This is a genomic window from Variovorax terrae, from assembly GCF_022809125.1.
GTDB classification, from domain to species: domain Bacteria; phylum Pseudomonadota; class Gammaproteobacteria; order Burkholderiales; family Burkholderiaceae_C; genus Variovorax_A; species Variovorax_A terrae.
On record NZ_JALGBI010000001.1, the window covers coordinates 1 to 12,903 of the forward strand.

Annotated in this window: 11 protein-coding genes and 2 pseudogenes; 2 read left to right on the forward strand and 11 right to left on the reverse strand. The window is 58.8% G+C overall.

The window, feature by feature from the left end; translation table 11 throughout:
* Positions 1-259: hypothetical protein (locus tag MMF98_RS00005; RefSeq protein ID WP_243302611.1), on the reverse strand; the 259-nt coding region annotated here is incomplete at its 3' end.
* A 548-nt stretch (positions 260-807) separates the two neighbouring features.
* On the opposite strand from MMF98_RS00005, the pseudogene MMF98_RS00010 reads away from it, so the two are divergent.
* Positions 808-1,639: pseudogene (locus MMF98_RS00010) on the forward strand (integrase core domain-containing protein).
* Positions 1,640-2,823: 1,184 nt separating this feature from the next.
* Here the strand turns inward: MMF98_RS00010 and MMF98_RS00015 are convergent.
* From MMF98_RS00015 to MMF98_RS00035, 5 genes and pseudogenes are all read right to left on the reverse strand, one after another.
* Positions 2,824-3,831, reverse strand: coding sequence for a YagK/YfjJ domain-containing protein (locus tag MMF98_RS00015; protein ID WP_243302613.1), 1,008 nt, complete (start codon positions 3,829-3,831; stop codon positions 2,824-2,826).
* Between the two features lie 326 nt (positions 3,832-4,157).
* Positions 4,158-5,468 (reverse strand): DUF3987 domain-containing protein, encoded by a 1,311-nt coding sequence (locus tag MMF98_RS00020; RefSeq protein WP_243302616.1) that lies wholly within the window; start codon positions 5,466-5,468, stop codon positions 4,158-4,160.
* Entirely contained in the window at positions 5,465-5,689 is a 225-nt protein-coding gene (locus MMF98_RS00025) for a DNA-binding protein (RefSeq protein WP_243302618.1), read from the reverse strand. Before MMF98_RS00025 ends, MMF98_RS00020 begins: the two co-directional genes overlap by 4 nt.
* A gap of 197 nt (positions 5,690-5,886) precedes the next feature.
* The gene (locus tag MMF98_RS00030; RefSeq protein ID WP_243302628.1) at positions 5,887-6,702 is read right to left on the reverse strand and encodes a hypothetical protein; all 816 of its coding nucleotides are present in this window, start codon (positions 6,700-6,702) and stop codon (positions 5,887-5,889) included.
* Positions 6,699-7,033, reverse strand: a pseudogene (locus MMF98_RS00035) (preprotein translocase); the annotation flags it as partial. The gene MMF98_RS00030 and the pseudogene MMF98_RS00035, both read right to left, overlap by 4 nt.
* A 220-nt stretch (positions 7,034-7,253) precedes the next feature.
* Between MMF98_RS00035 and MMF98_RS00040 the strand changes: the two are divergent.
* Positions 7,254-7,625 (forward strand): hypothetical protein, encoded by a 372-nt coding sequence (locus MMF98_RS00040; RefSeq protein ID WP_243302630.1) that lies wholly within the window; start codon positions 7,254-7,256, stop codon positions 7,623-7,625.
* Positions 7,626-8,027: 402 nt separating this feature from the next.
* Here MMF98_RS00040 and MMF98_RS00045 read toward each other — a convergent pair whose 3' ends face one another.
* The 5 genes from MMF98_RS00045 to MMF98_RS00065 form a co-directional block, all read right to left on the reverse strand.
* Positions 8,028-9,164 (reverse strand): ABC transporter substrate-binding protein, encoded by a 1,137-nt coding sequence (locus MMF98_RS00045; protein ID WP_243302639.1) that lies wholly within the window; start codon positions 9,162-9,164, stop codon positions 8,028-8,030.
* A gap of 103 nt (positions 9,165-9,267) precedes the next feature.
* Complete coding sequence (locus tag MMF98_RS00050) at positions 9,268-10,386, reverse strand: porin (protein ID WP_243302642.1); 1,119 nt, start codon at positions 10,384-10,386, stop codon at positions 9,268-9,270.
* Between the two features lie 132 nt (positions 10,387-10,518).
* Positions 10,519-11,316, reverse strand: a complete 798-nt coding sequence (locus MMF98_RS00055; protein WP_243302645.1) for a cyclase family protein — start codon at positions 11,314-11,316, stop codon at positions 10,519-10,521.
* Positions 11,317-11,325: 9 nt separating this feature from the next.
* Positions 11,326-12,093 (reverse strand): ABC transporter permease, encoded by a 768-nt coding sequence (locus MMF98_RS00060; RefSeq protein WP_243302647.1) that lies wholly within the window; start codon positions 12,091-12,093, stop codon positions 11,326-11,328.
* The gene (locus tag MMF98_RS00065; RefSeq protein ID WP_243302660.1) at positions 12,090-12,857 is read right to left on the reverse strand and encodes an ABC transporter permease; all 768 of its coding nucleotides are present in this window, start codon (positions 12,855-12,857) and stop codon (positions 12,090-12,092) included. Before MMF98_RS00065 ends, MMF98_RS00060 begins: the two co-directional genes overlap by 4 nt.
* Positions 12,858-12,903: the final 46 nt, after the last annotated feature.

Consider the following 12,903-nt stretch of genomic DNA (forward strand, 5'->3'; position numbering starts at 1 on the left):
CGACGTACTCGCCGGTGGTGGTGCCGATCTGCTGGCCGATGGCGCCGCCCATGAGGCCGCCGAGCAGGGCGCCGGTGAGGGAGCCCAGGGCAAGACCGACGGGGCCGGCGAGGGCGCCGGCCGTGGCACCCATCTGGGCGCCGCGCAGGGCGCCGGCCATGCCGCTGGCGGTGCCAACGACGGTGCCCAGGGTGCCGCCGGCTTTGCGGGCGAGGTCTCGGGTGGTGATCTGGGTGGAACGGCAGTGGGGACATTGCATGGAGAGGCTCCTGGAGTTGAAGGGGGGTGAGGGAACACGGCAGGCCATGGGGCGAGCAGACGGCAAACAGCCCCTGGGCGCTTGTGGCGCACAGGGGCTGGAGGTCTGCTGGGGTGAAGGGAGAAGAAGAGAGAAAGGGCCTGCCGTGGATCAGTCGGGGGGACTGCTCAAGGAAGGTATATGGGGTTGAAAGGGGATAGGAAGGGGATCGCGTTGCAGCGGCTCCAGCTCCGCGGGGGCGTGTGGAGTGCAGCTGCCTCGGGGTCCTTCAATCTGAGTAGAGGTAAGTACCAGGGTGGAGGGCTTGCAGGCCGATTCATCATTCAAGCTTGATGAGCAGGGCGAGGGGCACTGCGGTTTGTTGGGGGTGTGTGTGATTTCTTTGACGGCTAGAGGAGGCGGTTGAGCTGGATAGTGGATGGGTATAGTCGGCCAAGATCTGTCGGCCTGGGGGTAACTCGGATGCCAGTTGAGGTGGTGGTGACCTGCCCCCGGTTTCTCCGAGACATTGATTTCTAGGAAGATGGCTCCCGCCCGAAGAGAAGCCCATGAAGAAAAGTCGATTTTCAGAAGAGCAAATGATCACGATCCTGCGCGAAGAAGATCGCACGACGGTGGCCGAGGCCGCCAAGAAGCACAAGGTCAGCGACGCCACCATCTATGCCTGGCGCAAACACTTCGGTCAGATGGAATCGGTCGACGTCAAGCGTCTGAAGGCCCTGGAGCTTGAGAGCAGCCGGCTAAAGAAGCTCCTTGCCGAGCGAGATCTGGGCCTCGAGATCCTCAAGGAGATCAATGCAAAAAACGGTGAGTCCTCTGGCTCGACGCGAGCAGCTGGCCTTCGTGCGTGCGCGCATCCACACGCCGTTCAAAGCCAACATGGTCTGAGCCTACGACTTCGTCTTCGACACCACGGCCAGCGGTCAGCAGATAAAGTGCCTGACGGTCGTGGACGAATACGCCCGCGAGTCTCTGGCTATCGATTTGGCTGGTGCCATTCGTTCCAGGCGGATGATCGAGGTGTTGTCGCGCCTTGTCAGCCTGCGCGGTGCGCCGCTGTTCATGCGCTCGGACAACGGGCCGGGGTTTGTCAGTCAGGTCATCCTGGAGTGGATCTCAGGCTCGGGCATTGCCACCGTGCTCAACGATCCCGGCAAGCCTTGGCAGAACGGCATCGACGAGAGCTTCAACGGTAAGTTTCGCGATGAGTGTCTGTCCATCGAGTGGTTTCGCTCGCGTCGCGAAGCCGCTGTCCTGATCGAAGCCTGGCGCAATCACTACAACGAAGTACGCCCCCACAGCAGCCTGCAATACTTGACCCCGGCGCAGTTCAAACAGGAATTCCGCACAGAACCGCAACCCGCCGTCTTCTCGGAATAGCTGTCTCGACTAAACCGAGCAGGTCATCGCCAAAATGGGTATATCTCAATCACCGAGTGTAATCGCCGAGAGTCTCTGCAATTTGATTTGATGTTAGGTAAGAGTCAATTGGCAGCTCTAGAGGAAATCCGAAGCGGGGGAGGGTTGATTTTCAAAATAAACCTCTACATTCAAGCCATAGGCCCCTTGAGCTTAAAGCGCATGGACTGCGAGATATACAAGGAGGTCAACCTGATTGAGTGGGCGAAATTGCTGTCCTTAGTGGTAGTTTCTAAGTATCTGTGTGTTTCGGTATTGTTGCCCAAATTTCCCTGGAAAACCTATATAAGGATGTCGTGCAATTTTTGTGTAAGACTCAAAACTTCATGCTACAGAGTGAATAATACGCTGTAGTTGCAGAATGCAGGCAAGCCTTGGAAATTCTCTTAGTGAGTCTAGGTGAAAACGGAAGTTCGGATGCTGTAGCAAAAAACTCATCTAAAAACACCGTACTCGAGATATACAAATCACAAGCGGATAGAAATAAATGAGTCGAGTACAAAGATCTGTGCTCATGCGGATGGTTGACTCTCATCTGCCTCATTTGGTTCATCATCTTTCGGTTGCGAGAGATTTTCGCAGCCGTCAAAATACTGCTTTGGCGCTTGCGAGTGCGACTGGAATTCTCTCTGCTTGGCGAATTTCAAATTTTAATGAGGAGGTTGCTTGAAAATACTCATGTATAAGAGCGGCGATCAGTTTTGCTGGTGATTAAAAATATCACGAATAACTGATCCATATCAGTTTATTTGATCGAATGCAGGGATTGAGATATAACTAATATATATTTGATTATTTATATATAAAACTTAAATTAATCAAAAAATCCTATTGCACTTGAACACTATGCGACACTGAGTCGTCGCCAATGCAGTAAATATGGCGCTACAGATAGCGCTGCCCCACTTACCTCGAATCCAGGGAGCACAGCCCTCCAAGCGGGCAAAGCTGGCTCATAGTCAAGCAGAGTCCTGAGGACCGTCGTCGGACCTGTTTTGAACTCTCTGGCCTCTTCACCCGGCTTCAATGCCGCATCACAACCTTGGGGATGCTGTTTTGAAAACCCCCTTGCTTGACAACGGGTTTGACAATTTCGGATATGCCAAAACATCTTCGCCGCGCTGGTGGTTGGGCGTAGTTCGCCCCTAATGGCGGGGGCGGCCTCTTTGTTCGAGCTTGCGCCGATTCACCAGTCCTGAGCCAAATAGGTGCGTTCCCTTCTTCGGCATGACCTGGACAAGCTGGTTCGTTTTGCACGGGTAGCCAAGAACATATCGGCGCAGGTTGGCCCGCTTCTCAAGTTCCCAGTGGCCGATCTGTCCAAGAACCCACGTCCCACCCCAACGCTCCTTGCGGCGCATGTTAACGTTATCGAAATAACCATCACCTTGCGTAATCTTGTCCCGCCAGTATTCCCCGATTTTTGTCGCTAGCCCTTGATCGTCCTTGACGTGTGAGCCATCAAAAAAAAGTACGAGATGGAGATGGTAGCCAGCTCTCGGTGTGAACTCGATTCGCCAGACGTAGCCTTTGAGATACCGGAACAAGTCTGGCTTGCCCTTCATATTTGCAAATAAGTGTTCGCGATCTTTCTGTACGACCTCAATAGGTACGCGAACAGCCCGTGGAACAGAGGAAACGACTCCATCAGAGAGATCAATATAACTGCATTCCCGATCTTTATTCACAAATACTTTAATTTGCTCAGGAAGAAATTTTCGTTCTTGATGGTAGAGGTCAAGCCGAATAACACAAAGCTGTGGGTAAGAGTTGAATAGCTTGAATTCCAGTTCATTAATTCGCTGAAGATTTTTATTGATCTTACTTTCCCAGCTTGCGATGGCTTTTCTGAGTTTAATTTTTACAGCTACTTCTCGCATCACTGCAACGAATTCATCAAAAATATCGGCAACAGTACTATTTTCTTTCACGGTTTCACAATAAACCAACCCAGCACAGCTCTTAATCATGTGTTGGTGGTACTGCTGGAAGAAGAAATTTAGTAGCGGATGATAGCTGTAACCAATGGTTTGAGTTTGTGCGTAGCGATGCAGGTTATGCAGATGCTTCCCAAGCTTCGAAATCTTCTTAACCTGATTGCCAAAGCTGTTTTTGTCTGATTTGTAGAAAGTATCATTTTTGTAGATAGTCATGCGCATGAAATCCATGATGTTTTCAATCCATTTGAAGTGGCTCGCGAAAAGCCACAAACTACCATCTGCGCTATGCAGCACATAGCTGTCAAAGGTATTTAAATTGTTCACAAAATTACCCTTTGCTGTTGTTTTTTGAATTGGTATTTATCTCAATAAAGCCAAAATCCACCAAAAATAAAGATACGTAGCGAAAGCTTGAGAAGCCCTCGTAAATAGGTGGAAATTGGCTTCTAAGGCGGGAGTGGGTATATCTCTAGAGCTTCCTGCATCACCCGAGCACCATCGGAATCGCTGGCAACTGCTCGAAGGCAGCCGCCACCAGATCAAGGGCGATAAAAACCCACGCCGGGCGGGTGCACCGAGGGCAATAGCATGGGCGGCAGCAACACCCGCGCCTCGCGTCCGTAACGAACAACGGAGACGCGTCCCTGTCCCGCCAAGACGGGCAGGGCCTGATCAAAGCGGGCCTTGGTCAGGCCCAGATTGACCGCGCTGAAGCGCAGCACCCTGAGTGGCCAATTCGCCTCCAGCAAAGGGTTCGCCATTGCGCGAAGCGCTTGCTCGATCTTGTTGGCGTCGTCCTCAGCCCGCGTCCGTTTGGGAGGCTCGTAGGTCAGATGCTGGAACGCGAGAACGCTCCAGCGACCGAGCCAGTCGGCGGTCTGCACCGTTTCGAGGGAGGCTTCGCCCTCGGGACCCTGCTCAAACACGTGCAACGTTCCGGCCAGCCGCAACAGGCGCTCCACATGACGGGAGCCGTACTCGGCATGCGGATGCCATTCGCCGCGAGGAGCGCAGAGGGCTCGAACATCGCGATCGACCGTATCGAGAAACTTCAGGGCATCGGGCGTCAGGCCGATACAAGGCAGCGCTTTCCTTTTTGCGCGTATGTTGCGCACCGTGATCGTCAGCAAATCGGTGATGCGCGCCCCATACCGTGCTGAAACGTGGTTGTGCGTCCGTGAGTGCGGTGCTAGCCTGTGCTCAGGCAAGTCGCCCGTGGCTGCGACCAAGAAGCGGTTCACAAGGCCAACCCCGCCCCTGCTTGCTCCCAATAACACACGATGAGCATCAAAAATCGCGGGTTGCTCCATGAGCAACATCACGAGTCTGTGTCCCGTGAGGGCCATGCGGCCCGTGGAAATCCGCGCGTTGCGGAGTGTGGTGCCGTCGAGCAGCTTGGCCAAGGTGGGGGATTCCCGCAGCAGGCGTTTGAGCTGCCCGGCCTCGTCGGTGAACAATCCCGCCATCGGCCACGCCTGGAGCGCAAGCAAGATGGCCTCGCGCGTTGCGTCTTCCAACAGAAGGCCGGGGTGCGTCTCCAGAGGCTCGGCTGCGAAGCCCTCGAGGAACCGCTCAACCGGCTCAATCAGGGTTCGAAAGACGCGAGTTTTGCCAGCCCCTGAAGGTGCTACCAACAGGAAGTTTGCCCCCAGAGGCATGGTCTTGCCGTCGGGCCAGGCGATGTCCGCGCAGCCCTGCGTTGCCAGCGCAGCGAATGCAAGAAGCTGTGGGCCAATGATCGACGAAGAAACGCCGCTCACGCCAAGTTCGTTTGCAAGCTGGCCAAGGGTGGCAGGAAGAGCGTGAGAGGGAAACGGGGGGAGAAAGGGCATGAAAGGTGCCATGGTCATTTGCCCTCCTTTTGCTTGTCGTTGACGAGCGCGGCGATGGCGTCGTCAGGCCAAAGCAAGCGTTTGTTGGGGTGCCGAAGTGGACGAGCGCCGTGGTGGGAACCGGTCGTGCAGTGACGCTTGCGCACGGATTGCGGTTGAACAAGGAAACTGGCGGCGAACTCTTCCGTGGTCAAGCGGTAGGGATCGGGCGAGCACTGCTGAGGCGGATGGATGGTCATGGAAACTCCAAATTTTGAGCGTGTCGTGCGCCTTGTTGGAGCCGGGGCTAGGTCACCCCCTTGAAGGAATTTCTGGCTCCGCGTCAAGACGTGGAGTCAGTATTGATTGCGGTTCGGAAGTTTCCCAGAGAAGGGGGGGCATAGGGTTCTATGATCCCTAAATTCTCGACGCGACTGCCCCTTTTGTAATCCTTGATCTACGCTGTTTTCGCACGACGCGCCTGCTCTTGAGCTGTGCGCTTTTCCTTCTTTTGGGGATCAATGAACTTTTGCAAGGCCTTGAAGCTATAGTTCTTCCAGCCCGTATCCCCAAGCTGTTGCAAATGTTCTCGCTCTGACCATCGCAGGCGAGAGTACGCGGGTTTACCATCGGATTGCTTTCTTTGGGCTAGCTTTTTCAGCATGTCATAGACCTCATACGGATCAAGAGGTCGCCTGGACTCTCTCTGGGCAATCCTGATCTCGTTCTCAATCAGGCAGACTCTCCCTGTGGAGCCCTTTCGGCTAACTCTGTCCGTACGACTCCGATCTTCATCCCGCTTCTCCAGTTCTTGCGCTCGCTCAACCAGCAAGATAGGAGCGGGGACCAAGGCGGCATCTTTTTTTGGCTCTTTAAAAAGACCGAGGAAATAGTCAAGCCAAGATGGTGATAGCGACTTAGGTTGGGAGGTATAGTATTCGTCGCACCAGATCACGAAACCCAAAGGTGTGCTTTCGGTGGGCGCTATTTCTGCTCCGTCGATGGAGTCCACCGTGTGGTCCTCGATCCATCGTTCCACCACGTCGCGTGCCTGGCGTAGCTGGTGAGGCGAAGCGGGCAAGTTCGGGTTCTTGAGTTGGCGCCCCGTTTTAGGGACTTTTCGGTGATTCGCGCTGGGAAGAATGCCGCTGACCAACATGGCACCCATTGGTATCGTCCACTGCTGGCGCCAGAAGAATTTCATGATCGTTTCATTGATCCGAGAGTACTCTTGTACTACTTTGTCTGCGGTGTGTTGAGTTTCCGTGCTCATTGGCGCTCCGATGTTTGCAAGCGATTTTCTATCTCGGCCTGCTCCAGCAACCTGGCCTCAATCTGGTCATGCCACTTGTGAAGCAGATCCAGGGGTCTGCGAAGGTAATGTTTTTCGGCAATGGCCGACGGTTTGCATCCTTGAATCTGGGCAGCCACGCCGACCGGAACTTCACACTACTCCGACAAGGTGTTGAACGCGCGGCGCAAGCCATGCAGGGTAACGTGAAGCAAGTCAGCTGCCTTCAGGGCTTTCACATGGGCAATGCGAGGTTCTGAGATTTTCCATCGGCAAAGGTCAGACTTGGGAGGACCCACGATGGCGGTTTCCACTGAATGTCGCGCCTGACAACCACGATCTCACGCCGTGCTGAAACCAAACATTGAACAAGATTTTGATCGATCAGCGCTATGAGGCGGTAGAAGTTCTTTCTATGTATTTTTCGGCTAGCGTCTGCGGAAAGACTTTTACATTCGGCCTCGTCGCGCAAGGTCTCTCTTGGGGATCGTAGATCGCATTGTCAAGTCCTCTCCATATCGAAAAACTCAACATTGAATCCATTCTCTAGCAGTTTTGCCCTGCTGCATCTCGACTTTGAGATGCAGCAGGGCAAAGACTGTCTCGCTCTTCAGGTCGTCTCTGATGTGACCTTTCAGAACTCGCTGACCAAACGGCGTCAATCGATCGAGAGTCTCGACGATTTCTCCTGCGAAGTACATGGCGGAAAACTCACGAAGGTCAAAATCGTTTCGACGAAGGTGATTGGTCTGTGCATGGTGCCGATGCGCGCTACGCGCTTGTTCATCTCCAGCTACGCGTGCTTGCAGCACGCTGTGGCGCTCGCCGCGTGGCCGTGGGTTCGTCGCCCCTCTGGCTGTTGGCCGGGTTTCCGTCTTTCCCCTCCTTCATCGCTGATCTCGTGACCGTAGCTGTCGGTGCTTGGCCGTCAAGGCGCGCAGGGCCGTGTCCTCGCCGGAGGTTGCGGGCGGCCCCAATCCCCCGCGCTTGGTGCCTTGACGGCTAGTTCTCGCCAGCCCGGCCTTTTATGGGCGATGAACTCAGGAAAGACGGCGGAAACGGCAACCAGCCCAGGTCACTGCGCCGAATTCACCGAAGCCAATACCGGACTCCGAATCTTGGAGTCCGGCTGGTGTGGGAACCACAGGAGAGCCGCGCGTGCAGATGCCGACACCTTGAAGCACTCCCCCTTTTCATCTCTTCATTCAACGTCCCGGTACGGGGTAGGAGATTTCAATATGAACACCGCTACCCTTCACGAAACCACTGCCATCGCCGCTGCTGCTCATGCTTCATGTACATGTCTTTCAACGTGTCACACGGCCGCGGGATAAGATGCCCAGATCGACATAGCGCGTCCCATGATGGCTGCTGCCGTCATACTGCAGACGAACGCCCCCGACCTCAAAAGTACCCAGGCGTTCCAAGGCAGAGGCTAATGCCGTGCTCGTCGCAGGTCCCGTCGTGGAGGCGAGGCCGCGCAGGGCCACCTGGGCGGCAAGGTAGCCTTCGAAGCCGAACGACGTGGCTCGCGCACCAGGGCTTGTTTGCAGCGCCTGGCGGTACTGCACCATGATCGGCAGGCGCCGGTCGTCGAGTTGTGGCACGACCTGGGTGAAGACAATGCCGTTGCTGCGATCACCCAGGCGGCGATGCAGTTGCTGAGGTTGCAGAAGCGAGACGCAATAGAGCGTGGAGGCCGGCAGGCCGGCCTCCAGCAGTGCTCCGACGACGGCGATGGCACCTTCGCCGCCGCCGGCCAACAGAACGGCCTGAGGACGGGCCTCGACCAGGCGCCGAGCCACCTCGCCCGAGTTCTTGCCGCTCAGATCGAAGCGCAATGACGCAAGCTCTTGCAGGCGGTGCTCCTGCGCAGTAGCGGAAAACTGGCGGGCGATGTCGTTGCCTGTCGGGTTGTCCATCGTGGCGATGGCGATCCGGCGCGTGCCGATGGTGTCGAGATGGCGCGCGATGTGCCGTACCTCGTCGCCAAAGCTTCCGATGACGAAGAAGACATAGCGGTGGTACCCGCGCTGGCTGTCGGCGCCGCTGCGTGCCCCGATCAGCGGAATACGCTGACGCTCGGCCCAGGGCATGAGCGCCGCCAGATTGGGTGCTCCTACCGGTGCCAGCAGGGCGACGGCGCCATGCTCGATCCGCAGCGCTTCGGCATTGGCGACGCTGCGTTGCGGGTCGTAGCCGTCGTCCAGCGACACCACGCGCACTGGGCGTCCGCCGATGCCACCGGCCGCATTGACGGCCGAGATGGCACCGTCGATCGCGGTCTTCATCTCCATAGCAGTGTCCGCGAAGATGCCGCTGGCCGGGTAGGTGTGGCCGAGCACGATGGCGGAAGAGGTCTGTGCGCGGACCAGCGGATGGCCGATCCCGCTGGCCGCGAAGGTGGCCGCGCACCGGAGCCAGTGCCGGCGGGTCGATCGCATGGGTTTCATCGTCATTCTCCAAAAAGGGGCGGCACCATTTGGGGGGCCGCGTACTTGCTCGATTGACTGTGACGACAGGCCGTTGCCGGCCTCCTTGATCGGACTAGAAGCGGTGGCGAATGCCGAAGCCGAAGCTGGTCCCGCTGGCCTTGACGATGGACGGCGGGGCCGGCAAGGTGCGGGTCTCTGTTCTGTCATTCATGACGACCGCATACAGGTCGGTGCGCTTGGAGAGATAGTGGTCATAGCCCAGGGTCAGTACCGCCCGCTTGACGTTGCCGCCCGCGGCCGTGCCGGGCACGGGCGTGGGTGTGTCGCTGGTCTTGCGCACCGCGTAGCCGGCCAGGAAGCGTCCGGTGCCCACGGGCATGGCGGCGCTGACCTCCATCACGCGATACCCGACGTCCTGGGGAGCGGCGTCGGTGCCGTTGTTCTGTATGCGGCCGACGTGCGCGAACAACTTCACGGCGCTGAAGTCGTAGGATCCGCCGAGCATCCAGGTCTTCACATGATTGGGGGTGGTGCCATCGGCGAAGGTCAACGGGGTTTTCTTGACCGACTGCCAGGCGAACGAGGCGGCCAGGGGCCCCTGGTCGTAGCTCAGCCGGGCGCCGGTGTTGCCGCCGCCCTGGCCCTCGGGCAGGCTGCGCGCCACGCTGAATCTCACGCCCGAGAGGCTTGGGCTGTCGTAGGTGGCCTGGTTGGTCCAGGCGGTGCCGCCCGCTTGCGGGCCACCGATGTGGGTGACCAGGTTCAGGGGACCGAACACCGTCGAATCCGCGAACGCGTTGGACGTGATCGAGTTGAGGAAAAGCAGCGTCGTGATGTTGCCGACTCGCAGGGTGCCCCAATCCCGGCTGGCGAGGCCGACCCAGCTGGAACGAGAAAAGAACGGGTCAGCCCCGACATTGACAGGTGGTCCGATCGCATCGCTGCGGCCCACTTCGCCGGTGTCGTTGCGGATGAACGCCGAGAGGTCGAAGATGGCGTTGAGGCCGCCGCCCAGGTCCTCGGTTCCCCGGAAGCCGAGATGGCTCGTCGACAGGCCGCCGCCATCCAGCCGGGTGACAGATTGATCGAGCGCGTTGACGCCGGTGGCAGCGCCCTTGAAGCGTCCGAGGGTGGCGTCGACGAGGCCGTACATGGTCACGCTGGACTGGGCCATGGCGAGGCCGCTGGTCGAAACCAGCAGCATTGCAGCGAGTGGGGTCTTGTAATTCACGGGGGTGTCTCCTGGGTTGGTAGATGAAAGAAAAGTCAGGGTTTCAGAAAAAGCCGCTCCCTGGCGTGAGTGCGGGGCACGCACGCCATGAGCGCGGAATGGTGGTCGGGGGGCGCGAGGCGCTCTAGGGACTCATGGCGAGTTCGCGCACAAGGCTTCGTCGAAGATCGCCACGGCGCGGGTCCAGCCGGCTGAGGCGCCGCGGATCTTCACGGGAAAGCAGCTGATGAAGAAGCCGTCGGCAGGCAGAGCTTCCAGGTTGTGCAATTTTTCCAGATGGCAATAGCCGATGTCGCGCCCGGCCTTGTGGCCCTCCCAGATCAATGAAGCATCGCCCGTCTCGGCGTACTTCTTTGCGGTGTAGGCAAAGGGCGCGTCCCAACTCCAGGCATCCGTGCCGGTGAGCCGCACGCCGCGCTCCAGCAGGTACAGCGTGGCCTCGTAGCCCATGCCGCAGCCAGCGCGGGTGTAGGCCGGCGTGCCGTAGGCGCTGCCCGCACGCGTGTTGACAACGACGATCTCTAGCGGCTGGAGGCGGTGCTCGATGCGATCGAGCTCGGCCTCGACATCGGCGGGCTGCACCACATAGCCATCGGGCAGATGGCGGAAATCCAGTTTCACCCCTGGCTGAAAGCACCAGTTCAGATCGACCTCGTCGATCGCAATGGCACGCTCGCCGCCATCCATGGTCGATGCGAAGTGCCAAGGCGCGTCAAGGTGGGTGCCGTTGTGGGTGTTGAGTTGCACATCCTCAACGGCCCAAGCCTCGCCGTCGGGCAGATCTTCGCGCTTGAGGCCGGGAAAGAACTGCGCCAGATCCCCGTAACTCATCTGATGATCGATGTACTGGATCTTCGGACCCAGGCCGGGGGGATCGGAGGGAATGTCATTCTCGAGATGCATCGAGATGTCGATGAAGCGGCGTTTCATGGTGGGACCTCAGGGTTGTTTCCAGCGAAGCAGGCGGCGCTCAGCCGCGCCGAGAAGCGCGTTGCTGGCGAAGCCGATCACACCGAGCAGGGCGACGCCCGCAAAGAGCTCTGCTGACCGGAAGGCGCGCGCCGCCTGCAGAATGGCCTGGCCCAGGCCCTGCTGGGACGCCAGCATCTCGCCGACGATCGCGAGAATCAGCGAGACGGTGAGCGACAGGCGCATGCCCGCCAGCGCATCGGGCAATGCATTGGGCAGACCGATCTTGAAGACGAAGGCCAGAGGCGACAGCCTCAACACGCGTCCAACTTCGTGCAACCTGGGCTCCATGGTGGCAAAGCCGTGGACAGTGGCCAGCAGGACCGGCCATACCGCACCGAAGGCAATCACCACCAGCACCATCGCCGGGGATAGGCCGATCAGGGCGATGGCGATCGGCATGATGGCGGAGGCTGGCAGCGGGCGGATCACCTCCAGCATAGGCTGCAGCCAGGCCCGTAGCGTGGCCGAGGTGCCGATCAACGCCCCCAGTGCGATACCGATCAGGGAGGCCAGGGCCCAGCCATAGGCCATGCGCTTGATCGTGCCCAAGGTAAGGCCGAACAGTTCCCCGTGCGACAGTCCTTGGACCAGCGCGTCAAATGTGGCCTGGGGGGCTGGCAGGAAGATCGGCGACACCCACTCACGGTTAGCCACAACGGCCCAGACGCCGAGCAGACCCAATGTGACGGCGATGCTGGACACGGCGGCGCTCCAGCGCGAGGATGTGCTGATCATGGCTGGTCTCCCGGGGCGCCGGAAAGCGAATGACGGAACCATCTGCGCTGCAGGCCGAGGAGCCCGGCGCTCACACCCCAGCCCAGCAGCCCGATCCACACCACGAGTGCGAACATCAGGTCTGGGCGCAAGCTCTGCTGCGCGCTCATCAAGGCATAACCCAGGCCTTGCGGGTTGGCGGCGATCTCGACCGTGACCCCGACCACCAGCGCGATGCCCACGCTCAGGCGAAAAGCCACGAAGATACGCGGCAGCGCCGCCGGAAGAACGATCTTGCCCACTCGCGCCAAGGGAGAGAAACCCAGGACTCGCGCCACCTCCAGCAGGCGCGGATCGACTTGCCGGATGGCCGCCTGGGTGAGAATCAGCATCGGCCAGAAGCAGGTGAAGGCGACAACGGCGATCTCCATCGCGGAACCGAACCCGAACATCAGCAATGACACGGGAATCAACGCTACCGAAGGCACCGGTCGCAGCAACTCCACGGACAGGGCCGAGGCTTGAGCCGCAGGGCGTGACAGGCCCAACCAAACGCCAGTCAGCAGGCCGAGTCCGCCGCCCAGGATCAGACCCGACAGGGCTGCCCACAAGGTCTGGCAGGAACCGAGCCAGATGCTCCCATCGACCAGCGCCTGCCACAGCGCCGCAGCCACCTGCGTGGGACGGGCCAGCGCATCGCTTTGCACGTCGCTGAGCCGCATGCCGGCCTCGGCCAGCGCCAGCAGCGACAGCGGGACGATCAGACCGCGTGCGTCAGGCTTCATGACGAGCCTCCAGCGGGGATGCGTGGCGCGGCTCCAGTGTCCTTTG

Bases quoted from the DNA above. Each gene is read 5' to 3' on its own strand.
- MMF98_RS00015 (WP_243302613.1), bottom strand. From the start codon at position 3,831: ATGACTATCTACAAAAATGATACTTTCTACAAATCAGACAAAAACAGC.
- MMF98_RS00020 (WP_243302616.1), bottom strand. From the start codon at position 5,468: ATGACCATGGCACCTTTCATGCCCTTTCTCCCCCCGTTTCCCTCTCAC.
- MMF98_RS00025 (WP_243302618.1), bottom strand. From the start codon at position 5,689: ATGACCATCCATCCGCCTCAGCAGTGCTCGCCCGATCCCTACCGCTTG.
- MMF98_RS00030 (WP_243302628.1), bottom strand. From the start codon at position 6,702: ATGAGCACGGAAACTCAACACACCGCAGACAAAGTAGTACAAGAGTAC.
- MMF98_RS00045 (WP_243302639.1), bottom strand. From the start codon at position 9,164: ATGCGATCGACCCGCCGGCACTGGCTCCGGTGCGCGGCCACCTTCGCG.
- MMF98_RS00055 (WP_243302645.1), bottom strand. From the start codon at position 11,316: ATGAAACGCCGCTTCATCGACATCTCGATGCATCTCGAGAATGACATT.
- MMF98_RS00060 (WP_243302647.1), bottom strand. From the start codon at position 12,093: ATGATCAGCACATCCTCGCGCTGGAGCGCCGCCGTGTCCAGCATCGCC.
- MMF98_RS00065 (WP_243302660.1), bottom strand. From the start codon at position 12,857: ATGAAGCCTGACGCACGCGGTCTGATCGTCCCGCTGTCGCTGCTGGCG.